Raw genomic sequence first — 17579 nt, 5'->3', positions numbered from 1 at the left:
TCGGCCATATCCCTTAAGAATAGCTGAAGACGTGGCGCAATTCAGGCTGCCTGCCCAGCCGCAAAACCCGAGGCCCAGGCCCATTGGAAATTATAACCGCCGAGCCAGCCGGTCACATCCACGCATTCCCCGATAAAGAAGAGCCCATCGATATTGCGGGCCTGCATAGTCCGGGAATCCAGTTCACCGGTATCAATGCCACCGAGTGTGACTTCGGCCGTTCGATATCCCTCCGAACCCGCCGGCTTGATGCGCCAGTCCGACAGACGAGCGCAGAAACCGTCGATCACTTTGTCGGAAAGATCGGCGAGGCTTTTGGTGTGCAGGCCGGCAAGCTCGACAAAGAACTGGGCAAGCCGCTTCGGCAGATGTTCCGAGAGCACCGTCTGCAGCGCCTGCTTGCCTTGCCCTCGCCGCGCGTCCTTGACTGCCTTTGCAATATCGAGCGCCGGCAAAAGCCTGAGACTGATGTCTCCGCCCTCGCGCCAGTAGGACGAAATCTGGAGGATAGCCGGGCCGCTGAGACCCCGATGGGTAATCAGCAAGGCTTCGTCGAAACTGGCCTTGCCGACGCTGGCGCGAGCGTCCACAGCGACGCCGGACAGGGAAGCCAACCGTTCAAGTTCCGAGGGATCAAGTGTCAGTGGCACAAGCCCCGGCCGCGTCTCCAAGAGCGAAAGGCCAAACTGCTCGGCAATCTTGTAGGCGAAGCCGGTGGCGCCCATCTTGGGGATCGACTTGCCCCCGGTCGCAATCACCAGCGATGCACAGTCGATTCGGCCCTCGGAGGTCAGGACGCGGTAACCGCCGACGCCCCGTTCGACGGCCTCGATCGCGGTGGAAAGCTTCAGGGAAACGCCCGCCTCCCTGATCTCCGTAAGCAGCATACGGATAATGTCCTTGGCGCTGTCGTCGCAGAACAGCTGTCCCAGGGTCTTTTCGTGCCACGCGATACCGTGGCGCTCCACCATGGCGAGAAAATCCTGCGGCGTGAAACGGGCAAGCGCCGACTTGCAGAAATGCGGATTGGCCGAGAGAAAGGCCTTCGGCGTGGTGTGGATGTTTGTGAAGTTGCAGCGCCCGCCACCGGAGATGCGGATCTTCTCTCCAGGTGCCTTCGCATGATCGAGAACGATCACCCGTCGGCCGCGCTTGCCAGCCTCGATCGCACACATCATGCCGGCGGCGCCCGCACCGATTATTGCAACATCGTAGTTTTCAGCCACTGCTCAATTCCTGTTTTTCCTTCCTTCCCCGCCTGCGTGCCGGAAGTCAATCCGCCCCACGAAACGGTGCAATCGCGGCCGAAGGAACGCGAAAGGCCCCCTAGCCAATTGCCAAACTGTGGCTATGATGCCCCATCCGAACCCAAAACCGGTGATTTATGCCTGCTAAGAGAACCCTGGTCCCACGTACACAAGAGATTACGAGAACACCGAAAATACCTGCTGCACTCCAAGCGCCACGCGGCGTCAAGACCTGGAAAGAGGCTGTCGACTGGCTCAAGGTCCGCGGTGTCGAAGACATCGAATGCATTACGCCCGACATTGCCGGCGTACCGCGCGGCAAGATGATGCCGTCCTCGAAATTCACGTCCAATACCTCGCTCGCGCTGCCTTCGGCGATCTATCGCCACACGATTTCCGGCGAATATCCGGAAGAAACCGGCAACTTCCGCTATGACAGCCGCGACAGCGACATCAAGCTGGTGCCTGACCTTTCCACCCTTTCGATCGTACCCTGGGAAACCGACCCGACGGCGCAGGTCATCTGCGACATCGCGGGCTCTTCGGGCGAAAACGTTCCCTACACGCCGCGCAACGTCTTGAAGCATGTGCTCGACCTCTACAAGCAGCGTGGCTGGAAGCCGGTGGTAGCGCCGGAAATCGAATTCTATCTCGTCGCCAAGAATGACGATCCTGACTATCCTCTGCGCCCGCCGACAGGTCGCTCCGGCCGTTCGATCCAGGGTGGTCAGGCCTATTCGATCGCCGGCGTCAACGAATTCGACGAGCTGATCGACGACATCTATCACTTCTCGGAAAAACAGGGTCTGGAGATCGATACCCTGATCCACGAAGAGGGTCCGGCGCAGCTCGAGATCAACCTGCGCCACGGCGATCCGATCGAGCTTGCCGATCAGGTGTTCCTGTTCAAGCGCACGATCCGCGAGGCGGCGCTGAAGCACGGCATCTACGCGACCTTCATGGCCAAGCCGATGCAGGCGCAGCCGGGTTCGGCCATGCACATCCATCAGTCCGTGGTCGAGGTCAACACCGGCCGCAACCTGTTTTCAAATGCCGACGGATCGGCTTCGAAGGAGTTCTTCTCCTTCATCGGCGGTATGCAGAAATACGTGCCGAAGGCGCTGTCGATGATGGCGCCTTACGTGAACTCCTACCGCCGCCTGACCCCGGACATGTCAGCACCCGTCAACAATGCCTGGGGCTACGACAATCGCACCACGGCCTTCCGCGTTCCGGTGTCGGAGCCGGCCGCCCGGCGCGTCGAGAACCGGCTGCCGAGCTCGGACGCCAATCCGTACCTCGCGCTGGCTGCGTCCCTCGGCTGCGGTTATCTCGGCATCGTGCAAGGTCTGGAGCCTTCAGCTCCGGCGGATGATACCGTCAACGAAGGCACCATCGATCTGCCGCGCGGACTGTTGGAAGCGATTTCCATGCTGGAATCGGAACCGTCCTTCGAAGAAGTATTCAGCGCCGAGTTCATCGCCATCTATGGCGGTGTCAAACGAGGCGAGTTCGAGACCTTCATGCAGGTGATCAGCCCCTGGGAGCGGGAATACCTGCTTCTCAACGTCTGAGCGGAGATATCGCCATGGCGTGGCAAAGCCCGATCTCGCCGGGGATTTCCTGGTATGAGGACAATGTTGTCGAACGGCCGGAATATCCGGCCCTCGACGGCTCCACCGAAACCGACGTCGCCGTTGTCGGCGGCGGTTTCACCGGCCTTCAAGCTGCCTACAATCTCGCGAAAAGCGGCGTCCGCGTTACACTGATCGAGGCCTATCGCTTCGGCGACGGAGCCTCCGGGCGCAATGGCGGCCAGCTTGGTACAGGCCAGCGCTGGTGGCCGGAGGAAGCGGAATCCTCCCTCGGCTACGAGCGCTCCCGGGCCTTGTTCGACATGGCGGAAAACGCCAAGCGGTATATGCTCGACTTTGCTGAAACGCATGGGATCGATATCGACTATGCGCCCGGTCAGCTCTCCGTGTGCCACAGGAAGGGCCTCGAGAAATACTACCGGGCCAATGCGGAGATCGCCGCCAGCCGCTACAACTATCCGCATATCAGCTTCATGGACAGCAAGGAGACTGCCGAGCGGCTGGGCTCGACCCATTATCTCTTCGGCGTTCGCGATACCGGCACCGGTCATATCCAGCCGATGAAACTGGTCGTCGGTCTTGCGCGACAGGCAAAGGCTGCGGGTGCTGCCGTCCATGAACAGACCAAGGCGCTGAAGATCGACCGGCAAGGCGGCAAGATTGTTATCGAGACCGACCGGGGGACAATAACAGCCGACCGGGCACTCATCGCCTGCAACGCTTATATCGGCAATCTTGAGCCCATTACCGCAAATCACGTCATGCCGATCCGTTCCTTCATCGGCGCGACCCGGCCGCTCGACGATTATCCGGGCGTGCTGCCGGGGTGCGAATCGGTTGCAGATTCCCGTTTCGTTGTTCGCTATTTCCGCCGCCTGAAAAATGGCCGGCTGCTCTTTGGCGGGCGCGAAGCCTACACGGCCGACAATCCGCGCGACATTTCCAATCATATTCGCAGGCAGATCGCTGAGATCTATCCGCAGCTTGGAGAGATCGAAATGACCCACTCCTGGGGCGGTTCCGTCGGCATCACGCTTCCGCGCCAGCCCTTTGTGCGGGAGGTCCTGCCCGGCATCACCTCGATCGGTGGTTATTCCGGCCACGGGGTGATGCTATCCAATTACTGCGGCAAGCTTTATGCCGACCTCGTTCGAGGCGAAAAGACCGAATTGGAACTCTTCCGCGACCTGCAGATTTCGGCGTTTCCGGGCGGGTCAAAATTCCGCTCTACCCTTTTGTTCCTTGCGCTCAGCTGGTATGCCTTGCGCGATAAATTCTGATGCGCCACGCTGAAAACATATCCATACCGACGCCACGTCGGCCCCATCCTGCGGCGGTTCCTGCCGGTCATAATGGCTGGCAGGAGACCGCCGATTTCTGATTTTATTGCGCCGCACCCTAGCGCTTTTAAATCGATTAGATTATATCATCCTCAGACGAACAGAGATCGAGAATTCCATGAGCAGTCAGATCATTCCTGTCGAGCCCTTTGATTACGTCGTATTTGGCGGCACGGGCGACCTTGCCGAGCGCAAGCTGCTGCCGGCTCTCTACCATCGCCAGCTGGATGGTCAGATCACCGAGCCGACGCGCATTATCGGCGCGTCGCGTAGTGCGCTTTCCCACGAAGAATATCGCAAGTTTGCGGATGCCGCGCTGAAGGAATATCTCAAGAAGGACGAATATCAGGAAGAGCAGGTCAAGACCTTCCTCAACCGTCTGTTCTACATCTCTGTCGATGCAAAATCTGATCAGGGCTGGGATAAGCTGAAGGCACTTCTCGATGAGGGCAAGGAGCGGGTACGCGCCTTTTATCTCGCAGTCGCACCTGGCATCTTCGGTGATATCTCGGAAAAGATTCGCGACCACAAGCTCATCACCAAATCGACCCGCATCGTCGTCGAAAAGCCGATCGGCCGCGACCTCGCTTCGGCGCTGGAGCTCAACGATACGATCGGCAAGGTTTTCCGCGAAGACCAGATCTTCCGCATCGACCACTATCTCGGCAAGGAAACGGTGCAGAACCTGATGGCACTGCGCTTTGCCAACGCGCTCTATGAGCCGCTCTGGAACGCCCAGTACATCGACCATATCCAGATCAGCGTTGCCGAATCGGTCGGCCTCGAAAGCCGTGCGGGCTATTACGACAAGGCCGGTGCCCTGCGTGACATGGTGCAGAACCACATTCTGCAGCTGCTCTGCCTTGTCGCCATGGAAGTTCCCCCGTCGATGAACGCCGAAGCGGTGCGTGACGAAAAGCTGAAGGTGCTGCGTGCGCTGAAGCCGATCAACGAAGGCAATGTCGAGAAGATGACCGTGCGCGGTCAGTACAAGGCAGGCGCTTCTGCCGGCGGTCCGGTCAAGGGTTATCTGGAAGAGCTTGAAGGTGGTGTCTCCAACACCGAAACCTTCGTCGCCATAAAGGCCGAGATCAACAACTGGCGCTGGGCGGGTGTGCCTTTCTACATCCGCACGGGCAAGCGCCTTGCTGCCCGCATGTCGGAGATCGTCATCACCTTCAAGCCGATCCCGCATTCGATCTTCGACGAATCCGCCGGTCGCATTGGCCAGAACCAGCTGATCATCCGCCTGCAGCCGGATGAAGGCGTCAAGCAGTCGCTGATGATCAAGGACCCAGGCCAGGGCGGAATGCGCCTGCGCAATGTTTCGCTGGACATGACCTTTGCCGAGGCTTTCAACGCGCGTAGTGCGGATGCTTATGAGCGCCTTCTGCTCGATGTCATCAGAAACAACCAGACGCTGTTCATGCGCCGTGACGAAGTCGAGGCGGCATGGAAGTGGGTTGATCCGATCCTCAAGGCCTGGGACGGCGTCGGCCAGCAGCCACAGTCCTATACGGCCGGCACCTGGGGTCCAAGCCAGGCCATCGCGCTGATCGAGCGCGACGGGCGCACTTGGCATGAAGTGATCTGAGGAGCGGTCATGGGGGAGGTTTTGCATCAATTTGAAAATGGCGCAGCCCTGGCTCAGGGGCTCGCTGATACTGTTGCCAATGCTCTTTCGGCTGCAATCGCAGCGTGCGGCAAAGCAACACTGGCGGTTTCCGGCGGCTCGACGCCGAAGGCTTTTTTCCGGGCCTTGTCGACGAAGGCGATCGACTGGCCCAAGGTGACCGTGACGCTGGTGGACGAACGTTTCGTGCCGCCCGACAGCGATCGCTCGAACCACAGGCTGGTAACGGACAATCTGCTTCAAGGCCCTGCTGCCGCCGCAAATTTCCTGCCGCTCTATCACCCGACCGAGAATGCCGAAGTGGCTGCCCGGCTTGCGGGCGAGCAGGCCGCGGCGCTGGGTTCACCCTTCGATGTGGCCATCCTCGGCATGGGAACGGATGGGCACACCGCTTCGTTCTTCCCCGGTGGATCCCGGCTTGCGGAAGCGCTCGATCCGGCGACACCGTGTGGCGTGATGACCATGGAAGCCGAAGGTGCTGGCGAGCCGCGCCTGACATTTACCTTTTCCAGCCTTCAGGATGCCGGACTTCTGGTTCTCCATATCGAAGGCCAAGGCAAGAAGGATGTTCTTGCCAAAGCAGAAGCGCCCGGAGACGAGGCGGAGATGCCGATCCGCGCCATGCTGCGCCGTGCCGCATCGCCGTTGCAAATCTACTGGGCACCCTGATGTGATCCGGGGACCCAAGCCCTGGACCCATCGCAGCCTGACTGCGTGACACCGAAGGTGACGCAGTCTTTCGAAGTATGCGACGCCGTTTGCGCATTTTAGCAATGCGCTGGTGTCGCAGAGCCAAGGAGCCACTGGCTCCGGAACAGGATTGCCATGTCCGTCGATTCCCGCATTGCCGCTATAACCGCCCGTATCGTCGAACGCTCCAAGCCGTATCGCGAGCCCTATCTGGAGCGCGTCCGCAATGCCGCTGCGAAAGGTGTGCATCGCTCGGTCCTCGGCTGCGGCAATCTTGCGCATGGTTTTGCCATCTGTTCCCCCTCCGAGAAGGTCGCCCTTGCGGGCGACATGGTGCCGAACCTCGGCATCATCACGTCCTACAATGACATGCTGTCAGCGCACCAACCCTTCGAGACCTACCCGGCCCTGATCCGCCAGGCGGCCCATGAAGCCGGCGGCATCGCTCAAGTTGCCGGTGGCGTGCCCGCAATGTGCGACGGCGTCACCCAAGGACAGCCGGGCATGGAGCTGTCGCTGTTTTCCCGCGACCTGATCGCCATGGCAGCCGGCATTGGCCTGTCGCACAATATGTTCGACAGTACCGTCTATCTCGGCGTCTGCGACAAGATCGTGCCCGGCCTGATGATCGCGGCCATGACCTTCGGCCACCTGCCGGCCGTGTTCATCCCCGCAGGCCCGATGACCACGGGCCTCCCAAATGACGAAAAAGCGCGGGTGCGCCAGCTCTTTGCCGAAGGCAAGGTCGGGCGCGACGAGTTGCTGGAAGCGGAATCCAAGTCCTATCACGGCCCCGGCACCTGTACTTTCTACGGCACCGCCAACTCCAATCAGATGCTGATGGAAATCATGGGCTTTCACCTGCCCGGCGCCTCCTTCATCAATCCCGGCACGCCGTTGCGCGATGCCCTGACCAAGGAAGCGACCAAGCGGGCGCTTGCGATCACCGCTCTCGGCAACGAGTTCACTCCGGCTGGCGAGATGATCGACGAACGTTCAATCGTCAACGGCGTCATCGGCCTGCATGCGACCGGCGGCTCGACCAACCATACGATGCACCTCGTCGCCATGGCGCGTGCCGGTGGCATTGCCCTGACATGGCAGGATATCTCCGAGCTTTCCGACATCATCCCCCTGCTCGCCCGCGTCTATCCGAACGGTCTCGCCGACGTGAACCACTTCCACGCTGCCGGCGGCATGGGTTATCTCATCAGCCAGCTCCTGAAGAAGGGCATGCTGCATGGTGACGTTCGTACCGTCTACGGACAAGGGCTCGACGCCTACGCGATCGACGTCAAACTCGGCGCCAATGGCGGCGTTCTGCGAGAGCCCGCACCGGAAAAGAGCCACGACCCGAAGGTGCTCGCCACCATCGAGCATCCCTTCCAGGTGACCGGTGGTCTCAAGATGCTCTCCGGCAATCTCGGCAAGGCGGTTATCAAGACCTCCGCCGTCAAGCCCGAGCGCCATATTATCGAAGCCCCCGCCAAGATCTTCCACGATCAGTCCGAACTGCAGACGGCCTTCAAGGAAGGCAAGCTCGAGGGCAATTTTATCGCCGTCGTGCGTTTCCAAGGCCCGAAGGCCAACGGCATGCCGGAACTGCACAAGTTGACGACCGTTCTCGGCATTCTTCAGGACCGCGGCCAGATCGTGGCGCTGGTGACCGACGGGCGCATGTCCGGCGCCTCCGGCAAGGTGCCTTCAGCAATCCACATGACGCCGGAAGCCAAGGATGGTGGACCGATCGCCAAGGTGCGCGAGGGCGACATCATCCGGCTTGATGCCGTTGCCGGCACAATTGAGGTTCTCGGCGATCGACGGGAATTCGCGGCCCGCGAAGCGGTGGTGGCCGATCTGTCGCATAATGAATTCGGCATGGGACGCGAGCTTTTCGCCCCCTTCCGCGCCATCGCCGGCACGGCCGATCACGGCGCGAGCGTGCTGTTCAACTAGGCTCTCCCGCGCAAGCAGCGCCCCTCACCCTAACCCTCTCCCCGCAATGCGGGGAGAGGGACGACGGAGATTGACGTCGCCTTCAGCGTCAACAAGACTGAAATGGGATGGGCGGGTGCTGCATATCCCTTCTCCCTGCTTGCGGGGAGAAGGTGGCCGACAGGCCGGATGAGGGGCATGAACTGGCTCGAAGTCCGCCGCCTTAAGGCAACGGCCCCGGATGCATGTCCGTGCGACCGTCGTAACGTTCGATGTTCAGTTCGAAGAGGTCGATATTGTCGATGCAGCGGGCGTTGACGGAGACTTTTCCGCCGGGGTAGCCGGTGCGCAGCATGGCGACGCCGCAGGTGGTGCAGAAATGATGGCCCTCGCTGATACAGCGCCAGACATAGGTGGACATCTGCCGCTTTTCGCTGAGAAGCGTGATCCGGTCAGCCTGCACTTTCCAGTGCAAAAATCCCGAGCGCCGGCAGGTCGAACAGTTGCACTCGACCAGTTCACCGAGGTCCTCATCGACTTCGAAGCGGATCTCGCCGCAATGACAGGAAAGCCTGTAGGGTCGCTCCATACCCGATCACCCCGCTTCAGCTAAGCACATCCTAACAATCCGCCCTCACGGGCGGCTGTCAAGCGCAAGTCTTCGTGAAGCGATGACGACCGTGTCAGCCGTATATGTCGAGAACGCGATTGCGGTGATTGGGATGCGTCGAATAAACGAAGATGCGATTGAGATCCCGATCGTTGATCAGACGCAGGAAGCGGGCTTCCACGACATTGTTGGCGTGAACGCGCTTTACCAGGCAGCCGATCATGCCGATGCGGGCGCTCGGCACGTCGAGGTAAAAGGTCTGGGGCAGCTTGAACTGCGTCGGCATCGTCAGCACGGCGCTGCTCTTGGAAATCTTGATGATCTGGCAGCGGCGGGAGCTGAGATTGGTCATACCGTTTTCGGTATATTCAATCCGCGCGTCGTTCATCGTGTCTTCCATCGGGAAGTTGGCTTCCCGATCATACATGAACGACTCTTCCTTGCTCAGATAACTCGGCCGATCCGGCGTTCCTACGCTTGCCATTTCATTGTCCCCTTCCTGTTACCCCCAATATTAGCGGGCGAGATTTAACAGAGCGTGAGTCACAACAAAAAAACCGCCGATTTTCACCGGCGGCCTGATGCTAAATAAATGCCAGTCTCAGAGACTTAGCGGCGGTAGGTCTTGCCGGCCTCGTCGAACAGATGGAGCTTTGCCCTGTCGGCGGTGAAGCGGACTTTTGCGCCGCGCGCCACATCGAGAATGCCGGGGATCTTGGCGATGATCGGTTGGTTTGCGACGAGGCCCTCGATATAGAGCAGCGTTACCTCACCCAGCGCCTCGATGATTGCGATGGTACCTTCGAACAGGAAATCCTCGCCATCAGCAATGCGCAGATCCTCCGGCCGTACGCCGAAGCTTGCGATCTTGCCGGCTTCGCTGGTAGCGGTGGCGATATCGAGGGTATCGCGCTTGCCGCCGACAAGCTCGACAGTCGTCTGCTGGCCAGCGGTGATGATCTTTGCCGGGATGACGTTCATCGCTGGTGAGCCGATGAACTGGGCAACGAAGAGATTGGCCGGACGCTCGTAAAGCTCCAGCGGTGCGCCGACCTGCTCGATATGGCCGGCCGACAGCACGACGATGCGGTCTGCAAGCGTCATGGCTTCTACCTGATCGTGGGTCACGTAGATCATCGTCGTATCGGCCATGGCTTCGTTGAGCTTGGCGATCTCGATGCGGGTCGCGACACGAAGAGCCGCATCGAGGTTGGACAAGGGCTCGTCGAACAGGAAGACCTTCGGATTGCGGCAGATCGCCCGACCGATGGCGACACGCTGGCGCTGACCGCCGGAAAGCGCTTTCGGCAGGCGATCCAGATATTTGGTGAGCTGCAGGATATCGGCGGCCGAGCGAACCCGGCGATCGATCTCTTCCCTGGTTTCCTTGGCGATGCGCATGCCGAAGGCCATGTTGTCGTAGACGGTCATGTGTGGATAGAGCGCGTAGGACTGGAAGACCATGGCGATGCCGCGCTTCGATGGCGGCACGTCGTTGACGCGCTCGCCCTCGATGAACATGTCGCCGCCGCTGATTTCCTCCAGGCCGGCGATCATGCGCAGCAGGGTCGATTTTCCGCAGCCGGACGGTCCGACGAAAACCACGAACTCGCCCTTTCGGATGTCGAGGTCGATGCCGTGAATGACATCCACGGCGCCATACGACTTGCTGATATTCTTCAGTGCGAGACCAGTCATGCCATCCTCCCCTTCATTCCCGATTATCCGGCCTTTTCTCACGGCCATTTTTCCTGTCATACCAAGCGTGCGAAGAAGCCGCTCCACGCCGGCAGCGTGATGCTGTCGTCTCCGAATTGCGATGCGAAACCATGACCTTCCAGCACTTCGAGCGTTTCGACCGGACGCTCAAGCGAGGTCGTCTCACCACTCATATTGTAGATGCAGAGAATGGTCTCGTTGCCGTAGCTGCGGGTAAAGCCGAGCACCGGTGCCTGATAGGGCCGGAAATCGATCTCGCCCTTGGCAAAGGCCGGATGTTGCTTGCGGAAGGCGAGAAAACGCCTGTAGTGCTGCAATACCGAGCGCGCATCGGATTCCTGTACAGAGACGGCGCGGCCGATATGATTGCCCGAAACCGGCAACCACGGCTTGCCTTCACCAAAGCCACCATTGACTGCATTGGCATCCCAGACCATGGGTGTACGGCACCCGTCGCGACCCTTGAAATCCGGCCAGAATTGAATGCCGTAGGGATCCTGCAGGTCTTCAAAGGCGAGATCGGCTTCCGTCAGACCCAGCTCTTCGCCCTGATAGATGCAGACCGAGCCGCGCAGCGTCATCAGCAGGCTTGCCAGGAATTTCGCATGAGCTTCGTGATCGGCAATATCGAGGCCCCAGCGGCTGATATGACGCACGACGTCGTGGTTGGAAAACGCCCAGCAGGCCCAGCCTTCCGGTGCGGCACGCTCGAAGGCATGCTGAACTTCCGCGACAATTGCCGGGGTCAGCGGATCAGGCGCCAGGAATTCGAAGGCATAGCACATATGCATCTTGTCGCCGTCGGAGGTGTACTGGCCGGCGATCTCCAGACCGATCTGACTGTCTCCGACTTCGCCGACTGCGGCAATTGCCGGGAACTCATCCATGACGGCGCGGAAGCGCTTGAGGAACGCCAGGTTCTCCGGCCGGTTCTTGTCGTAGAGATGTTCCTGATAATTGTATGGGTTGACCGCCGGTGCCGTGTTGGCGTTGCGGCGCTCGGGCGCCAAGGCCGGGTTGTCGCGCAGTTCCAGGTCGTGGAAGTAGAAGTTGATCGTGTCCAACCGGAAACCATCGACACCGCGCTCCAGCCAGAACCGTTCGACGGCAAGCAGCGCATCCTGAACTTCCGGATTGTGCAGGTTAAGGTCCGGCTGCGAGGTCAGGAAGTTATGCATGAAATATTGCAGGCGCGTCGGGTCCCACTGCCAGGCCGAGCCGCCGAAGATCGACAGCCAGTTGTTCGGCGGCGTTCCGTCGGGCTTGGAATCCGACCAAACATACCAGTCGGACTTCGGGTTGAAGCGGCTGGAACGGCTCTCCACGAACCACGGATGCTGGTCGGAGGTATGCGACAGCACGAGATCGATCATCACCCGGATGCCGAGGCGATGGGCCTCAGTGATCAGCGCATCGAAATCGGAAAGCCCGCCGAAGATCGGATCGACGCCGCGGTAATCCGAGACGTCGTAGCCGAAATCCTTCATCGGTGAGGTGAAGAACGGCGAAATCCAGATGGCATCGACTCCGAGCGAGGCGACGTAGGGCAGACGCGCGGTGATGCCCTTCAGGTCCCCGATGCCGTCGCCGTTGGAATCCTGGTAGCTGCGCGGGTAGATCTGGTAGATCACCGCGCCGCGCCACCAGTTCTTGTCGGGCTGCAGCAGGGTTTCGCTCGGTTTCGATAAGCTCATGTTCATTTCGCTTGCAGTCCTATTTTTAGAAATCAGCCGCCCTTGACCGAGCCTGCCAGCAGGCCGCGCACGAGGTAACGCTGCAGGCTGAAGAAGACGATCAAAGGAACGATGATGGTGATGAAGGCGGATGCGGTCAGGATTTCCCAGTTGCCGCCACGGCTGCCGAGCAGGTTGACGAGGCGGCCCGTCAGAACCAGCTCGTTGTTGCCCGTACCGAGGAACACCATGGCCACCAGCAGGTCGTTCCAGGTCCAGAGGAACTGGAAGATCGCGAAGGAAGCGAGCGCCGGGAAGGATAAGGGCAGTATAATCTTGACGAAGATGTCGAAGTCGCTCGCGCCATCGACCCGTGCAGACTCCATGATTTCGCGTGGCAGGCCGGCCATATAGTTGCGCAGCAAATAGATGGCGAGCGGCAGGCCGAAGCCGGTATGGGCAAGCCAGATGCCCATATAGGTCTTGGCCGGCACGCCAAGGAACCCACCAACGCCGTTATAAAGCTTCAGCAGCGGGATCAGCGACATCTGCAGCGGCACGACGAGAAGGCCGACGACAACAGCGATCAGCAGGGAGCGCCCCGGAAATTCCATCCAGGCCAGCGCATAAGCCGCGAAGGCAGCGATCAGTATCGGAATGATGGTCGAGGGGATGGCGACCGTCAGCGAGTTGATGAAGGATGCGCCGATGCCCGAGGCGTTCATGACCTCACGGTAGTTATCGAGGGTGAAACGCGGTGGCGTGGACGCCGTGAAGAAGATGCGCTGGCCGCGCGCACCTTCCATCGACGTGTCGGAAACGATCTCGAAGCTGCCATCTGCCTGGACCGTCAGCTTCGCGCCGTCGCTCAGGTCGGCCGTTTCGCCGGCCTTGAAGGCGACGGGCTCGCGGCTGGATATGCCGAAAGCCGAAATCGTTCCAGCGTCGCTGTCGCGCACGTTACCGGAAATCACGAACTTGCCGTCGCGCTCGACCTGGGCTTCGGCAGTCGGTGCGCGGAATACGTCGTTGCGCGTCGAACTGGAAAGTGCGGTCCACCAGCCGGAAACGGCAAGCTGGTCCTTGTCGCGAAGCGAGGAAATCAGAAGGCCTGCGGTCGGCAATGTCCAGATCAGGACGAGAAGTAGAACCGACAGATGAACAACCCACATCAGGGGGGAACGTGCAGCACCTATCATCTCAGTGGCCTCCCATTTCCTTGCGTGCGTTGCGGATATTCCAGACCATGATCGGGATGACGAGCACCATGATGGTCACCGCGATTGCGGCACCGCGACCGAAGTCCCCGCCCCCTCGGAACATCCAGTCAAACATGAGGTTGGCGAGCACCTGGCTCTGCCACTGCCCGTTTGTCATCGCCAGAACGATATCGAAGACTTTGAGAACCAGAATGGTGATCGTCGTCCAGACGACGGCGATCGTGCCCCAGATCTGCGGGATCATGATCTTGAAGAAGATCTGCAGGCCATTGGCACCATCAATGACAGCGGCTTCCAGCGTCTCTTCCGGGATGCCACGCAGCGCAGCCGACAGGATGACCATGGCGAAGCCGGTCTGGATCCAGATCAGGATGACCATCAGGAAGAAGTTGTTCCAGAAGGGAATGGTAATCCACGCTTCAGGCGCGCCACCAAAGGCAACGACGATGGCGTTTAAAAGGCCAATCTGCTCGGAGCCTTCGGCGCGATAATCATAGATGAATTTCCAGATGACCGAGGCGCCGACGAAGGAGATGGCCATCGGCATGAAGATCAGGGTCTTGGCGATATTGCCCCACCAGATGCGGTCGGTCAGGGCTGCGATGATCAGGCCGAAGAAGGTGGCGGCGGCCGGAACGACGAGCAGCCAGAGGAAATTGTTGAAGATCGACTGGCGGAATTCGCCGTCATTGACCATCCAGATGAAATTCCGGAAGCCGACAAATTCCTGGCCCGATTTGTCATGGAAGGCGAGCCAGACGGATTCGATGACGGGATAGACCAGATAGACCGTCAGCGCGAACAGCGCAGGTCCGAGAAACAGCCATGGCCGGATGGCATTGGTGATGCGCAGGTTTTTCGACGCCTGTGCGCCGGAAAGCCCCTTCGACGGAAAGATCTTGTCGAGGATCCAGTTCGTACCGAAGAAATAGGCGACGCAGGCCAGAACCCCGGCTGCCATCGTCAATATGGCGTAAAACAACTGTTGCACGGCAATTCCTCCCCCAGGAACGGGCGACCGGAATCCGGCCCGCCCTCTTCATTCCTTGTGCCGAACCGGCAATGGCCGAATTCGGATTATGCAGCCAACACCATAGGAAACGGCCGTCGGCGCCTCAAACCTTCTTCAACGAGGTTTTGCAAAACCCACCGAAATTTCCAATGGGGCACATACGGGAAGAGCCGGCGATCATGCCGCCGGCTCTTGACATCTGATATTACTTGATGGCGTCCCATGCCTTCTGAATGTCGGCTGCGACATCTGCGGAGGACTTGCCGCCGACATAATCAACCATGCCGGTCCAGAACGCGCCTGCACCGATCTTGCCCGGCATCAGGTCGGAACCGTCGAAGCGGAAGGTGGTCGCGCCGAGCAGGATTTCGCCCTGCTTCTTCATCGGACCGTTGGCATAGGTGTCCTTGTTGGCACTCTTGAACGGCGTCAGGAACGACGACTGCGCCATCCAGACTTCATGGGCGATCGGCGTCTTCAGGAATTCGATGAAGGCGCGCGAAGCCGGCGTGTCCTTGGTGATCATGGCAAGCGTGCCGGCACCGAGAACCGGGTTGCCGAGATCAGGCTTGCTGGCATAAGGCGGCATGTAGAAGAAGTCGGCATCCTGGCCAACGACCGTGCCCTCAGGGAAGAAGGACGGGATGAACGACGCCTGGTGATGCAGGTAGCACTTCGGAGGCGACGAGAAGAGGCCCTTCGGGCTGTCGCGGAAGTCGGTTGCGGCAACCGCTGCAGCACCGCCATCAACGTTCTTGTCGTTCTTGGCAAACCAGCCGAATTCATCGATCGCGCCGGTAACGGCGGCGTCGGTGAACGGGATCTCGTTCTTGACCCACTTGTCGTAGACATCAGCGGACTGCGTGCGCAGCATCATGTCTTCGACCCAGTCGGTTGCCGGCCAGCCGGTCGCGCCACCGGAGCCGAGGCCGATGCACCACGGGGTACCACCATCAGCGACGATCTTCTCGGTCAGAGCCTTCAGGTCTTCCATGGTCTTGGGGACTTCGTAACCCGCGTCTTCGAAGTTTTCCGGCACGTACCAGACCAGCGACTTCACGTCGATCTTGTAGGGGAACGCGTAGAGCGCCTTGGTGCCGTCCTTGCCGGCATAGGTCGATAGATCGACCCAGGACTGGCCAGCGGCGTAGTTGTCGAGAAGCCACTTCTGGGTCTCTTCGCCGAGCGGCGCGAGGTAACCCTTGGAGGCGAGATCGCCGATCAGGCCCGGCTGGGGAAGAATGGCAACATCCGGCGGGCTACCGGCCTGGGTGTCGATGACGATCTGCTGTTCGTAGTTTTCCGACGAGGAGTACTTGACGTCGGCACCCGTCGCTTCGCGGAAATAATCAAGCACGGACTCTGCCAGGGCCTGGTCTTCGCCGCGCCAGGGGCCGAAGATCGTCAGCGTCTGACCCTTGAGATCATGACCCTTCTTGAATTCTTCAAAACTTGCCCAGTTGAATTTCGAATCTTCGCCCGGCTTGAACTTCAGCTCGGCGGCGTTTGCTACGCCCCCGAGGAGCGCCAGCGCAGCCACACTCAACAAGAATGTTTTCTTCACGTCACTTCCTCCCAAGAAACGCCCGACCTGACTAGACGCCGGGCCACAAACAAGCGCAAAATTCAAAGCGCTTTGAGCTGCTAACAAAACATTTGGAGAGGTGGCAAGTCAAGACTTTTCCCGCAGATCGCGCAAACCTGCGTTTTTACGCGGTTGCAGCGAATGTTTGCGCCGCAGCGAACTCTATTTTTCTTTGTCAGCCGTATGGGCGATGATACAGAATGGGTTTTTCTCGCCCTGCATTGGAGAACCGCGGCGAGATATCAAAGCGCTTTGGGAGGATGCGCTGCCGATGAATGTCAATCTGAAGAAACTTGCGGAAATGCTGGGCCTGTCGCAGACGACGGTCAGCCGTGCCCTCAACGGCTTTCCTGAAGTCAATGCGGAAACCCGTCAAAGGGTGCTGAGAGCGGTGCGGGAAACCGGGTACCGGCCGAACCGCGCTGCGCAGCGGCTGGCGACTGGACGCGCAGGCTCGATCGGCCTCGTCATGCCGATCGCGCAGGGCATCGATTCCGACATCCATTTCGGCGAGTTCTTAGCGGGGCTTGGCGAAGAATCCGTGCGCCACGATTTTCATTTCGTCATCAATCCAAGTGCCCCCGAAGATGAGGAGCTAACGTTCAAGCGGCTGGCGGCGAGCGGCAATGTCGATGCGCTGTTTCTCGCCTATGTCCGGGAAAACGACCCGCGCATTGCCATGCTCAAATCTCTGTCGATCCCCTTCGTGGTGCATGGACGCACCATCAATCAACCGACTGACTACCCCTTTCTCGATATCGACAATACCGGCGCCTTCTACGAGGCGACGCGACTGCTGATCCAGCTCGGGCATCGCCGCATCGCGCTGATCAACGGCCAGAGCCATCTGACATTCGCGATCCGCCGCAAGAAGGGAATGGTTCGCGCGCTGGATGAAAACGGACTGGTCTTCGACGAAACGCTTTCCCACAACTCGCCGATGACGGACGAATATGGCTACCGCGCCATGGAGCGCTTTCTTGGCAATCCGGAGCCGCCAACCGCGGTGCTCTGTTCCAGCACCGTCATGGCCCTCGGCGCGGTGCGCGCCATCACCCGTGCCGGGCTGACAATCGGCAGGGATATTTCGCTGATTACCCATGACGACGTGCTTCCGATGCTCAAGCCCGAAAATTTCATGGTGCCGTTGACGACCACCCGCTCTTCGTTGAGGGCGGCCGGGTCACGGATCGCAAGCCGGCTGATATCGCGTATCGGCGTGACGTCCGACACCGTGGAGCAGGAACTATGGCGAACGGAACTGATCGTTCGCGCCTCGACCGGCCCTGCACCGGCGAGGAGATAAGGGAGCAGAGAGGA

At 59.9% G+C, this 17579-nt stretch carries 14 protein-coding genes; 6 read left to right on the top strand and 8 right to left on the bottom strand.

Going from position 1 to position 17579, the window contains the following annotated elements:
* Window positions 1-41 precede the first annotated feature (41 nt).
* Window positions 42-1226: a BaiN/RdsA family NAD(P)/FAD-dependent oxidoreductase gene (locus tag QO002_RS06605; protein WP_307227889.1), complete on the bottom strand. Its 1185-nt coding sequence runs from the start codon at window positions 1224-1226 to the stop codon at window positions 42-44.
* Between the two features lie 158 nt (window positions 1227-1384).
* Between QO002_RS06605 and QO002_RS06600 the strand changes: the two genes are divergently transcribed.
* The 5 genes from QO002_RS06600 to edd all read left to right on the top strand — a co-directional run bounded on the left by QO002_RS06600 (window position 1385) and on the right by edd (window position 8461).
* The gene (locus QO002_RS06600) at window positions 1385-2821 is read left to right on the top strand and encodes a glutamine synthetase family protein (RefSeq protein ID WP_307227886.1); all 1437 of its coding nucleotides are present in this window, start codon (window positions 1385-1387) and stop codon (window positions 2819-2821) included.
* Between the two features lie 14 nt (window positions 2822-2835).
* A complete protein-coding gene (locus QO002_RS06595; RefSeq protein ID WP_307227884.1) occupies window positions 2836-4122 on the top strand; it encodes an NAD(P)/FAD-dependent oxidoreductase in 1287 nt (428 codons plus the stop codon).
* Between the two features lie 178 nt (window positions 4123-4300).
* A complete protein-coding gene (gene zwf / locus QO002_RS06590) occupies window positions 4301-5776 on the top strand; it encodes a glucose-6-phosphate dehydrogenase (protein WP_307227882.1) in 1476 nt (491 codons plus the stop codon).
* 9 nt (window positions 5777-5785) lie between these two features.
* A complete protein-coding gene (pgl, locus tag QO002_RS06585; RefSeq protein WP_307227880.1) occupies window positions 5786-6484 on the top strand; it encodes a 6-phosphogluconolactonase in 699 nt (232 codons plus the stop codon).
* 156 nt (window positions 6485-6640) lie between these two features.
* Entirely contained in the window at window positions 6641-8461 is a 1821-nt protein-coding gene (gene edd, locus QO002_RS06580) for a phosphogluconate dehydratase (RefSeq protein ID WP_307227878.1), read from the top strand.
* A 202-nt stretch (window positions 8462-8663) separates the two neighbouring features.
* Here the strand turns inward: edd and QO002_RS06575 are convergent, their stop codons facing one another.
* The 7 genes from QO002_RS06575 to QO002_RS06545 all read right to left on the bottom strand — a co-directional run bounded on the left by QO002_RS06575 (window position 8664) and on the right by QO002_RS06545 (window position 16238).
* A complete protein-coding gene (locus QO002_RS06575) occupies window positions 8664-9029 on the bottom strand; it encodes a GFA family protein (protein ID WP_307227876.1) in 366 nt (121 codons plus the stop codon).
* 94 nt (window positions 9030-9123) lie between these two features.
* The gene (locus QO002_RS06570) at window positions 9124-9534 is read right to left on the bottom strand and encodes a hypothetical protein (protein WP_307227874.1); all 411 of its coding nucleotides are present in this window, start codon (window positions 9532-9534) and stop codon (window positions 9124-9126) included.
* 125 nt (window positions 9535-9659) lie between these two features.
* Window positions 9660-10748, bottom strand: a complete 1089-nt coding sequence (locus QO002_RS06565) for an ABC transporter ATP-binding protein (protein WP_307227873.1) — start codon at window positions 10746-10748, stop codon at window positions 9660-9662.
* A gap of 56 nt (window positions 10749-10804) precedes the next feature.
* Window positions 10805-12463, bottom strand: a complete 1659-nt coding sequence (gene bglA / locus QO002_RS06560) for a beta-galactosidase BglA (RefSeq protein WP_307227872.1) — start codon at window positions 12461-12463, stop codon at window positions 10805-10807.
* A 32-nt stretch (window positions 12464-12495) separates the two neighbouring features.
* Window positions 12496-13641: a carbohydrate ABC transporter permease gene (locus QO002_RS06555; protein ID WP_307227871.1), complete on the bottom strand. Its 1146-nt coding sequence runs from the start codon at window positions 13639-13641 to the stop codon at window positions 12496-12498.
* Window position 13642: 1 nt separating this feature from the next.
* The gene (locus QO002_RS06550) at window positions 13643-14653 is read right to left on the bottom strand and encodes a carbohydrate ABC transporter permease (protein WP_307227869.1); all 1011 of its coding nucleotides are present in this window, start codon (window positions 14651-14653) and stop codon (window positions 13643-13645) included.
* A 226-nt stretch (window positions 14654-14879) separates the two neighbouring features.
* Window positions 14880-16238 (bottom strand): ABC transporter substrate-binding protein, encoded by a 1359-nt coding sequence (locus tag QO002_RS06545; protein ID WP_307227867.1) that lies wholly within the window; start codon window positions 16236-16238, stop codon window positions 14880-14882.
* 292 nt (window positions 16239-16530) lie between these two features.
* Here QO002_RS06545 and QO002_RS06540 point away from each other — a divergent pair, with 292 nt between their 5' ends.
* Complete coding sequence (locus QO002_RS06540) at window positions 16531-17565, top strand: substrate-binding domain-containing protein (protein ID WP_307227865.1); 1035 nt, start codon at window positions 16531-16533, stop codon at window positions 17563-17565.
* Window positions 17566-17579: the final 14 nt, after the last annotated feature.

Origin of the sequence: Pararhizobium capsulatum DSM 1112, from assembly GCF_030814475.1 — a bacterium.
Lineage (GTDB): Bacteria > Pseudomonadota > Alphaproteobacteria > Rhizobiales > Rhizobiaceae > Pararhizobium > Pararhizobium capsulatum.
The sequence above is the reverse complement of the archived record's forward strand: the minus strand, read 5'-3'. Positions and strand labels throughout refer to the sequence as shown.

Excerpts from the sequence above, each read along its gene's own strand:
- QO002_RS06600 (WP_307227886.1), top strand. The coding sequence starts at position 1,385 with ATGCCTGCTAAGAGAACCCTGGTCCCACGTACACAAGAGATTACGAGA.
- QO002_RS06595 (WP_307227884.1), top strand. The coding sequence starts at position 2,836 with ATGGCGTGGCAAAGCCCGATCTCGCCGGGGATTTCCTGGTATGAGGAC.
- zwf (WP_307227882.1), top strand. The coding sequence starts at position 4,301 with ATGAGCAGTCAGATCATTCCTGTCGAGCCCTTTGATTACGTCGTATTT.
- pgl (WP_307227880.1), top strand. The coding sequence starts at position 5,786 with ATGGGGGAGGTTTTGCATCAATTTGAAAATGGCGCAGCCCTGGCTCAG.
- edd (WP_307227878.1), top strand. The coding sequence starts at position 6,641 with ATGTCCGTCGATTCCCGCATTGCCGCTATAACCGCCCGTATCGTCGAA.
- QO002_RS06575 (WP_307227876.1), bottom strand. The coding sequence starts at position 9,029 with ATGGAGCGACCCTACAGGCTTTCCTGTCATTGCGGCGAGATCCGCTTC.
- QO002_RS06570 (WP_307227874.1), bottom strand. The coding sequence starts at position 9,534 with ATGGCAAGCGTAGGAACGCCGGATCGGCCGAGTTATCTGAGCAAGGAA.
- QO002_RS06565 (WP_307227873.1), bottom strand. The coding sequence starts at position 10,748 with ATGACTGGTCTCGCACTGAAGAATATCAGCAAGTCGTATGGCGCCGTG.
- bglA (WP_307227872.1), bottom strand. The coding sequence starts at position 12,463 with ATGAGCTTATCGAAACCGAGCGAAACCCTGCTGCAGCCCGACAAGAAC.
- QO002_RS06555 (WP_307227871.1), bottom strand. The coding sequence starts at position 13,641 with ATGATAGGTGCTGCACGTTCCCCCCTGATGTGGGTTGTTCATCTGTCG.
- QO002_RS06540 (WP_307227865.1), top strand. The coding sequence starts at position 16,531 with ATGAATGTCAATCTGAAGAAACTTGCGGAAATGCTGGGCCTGTCGCAG.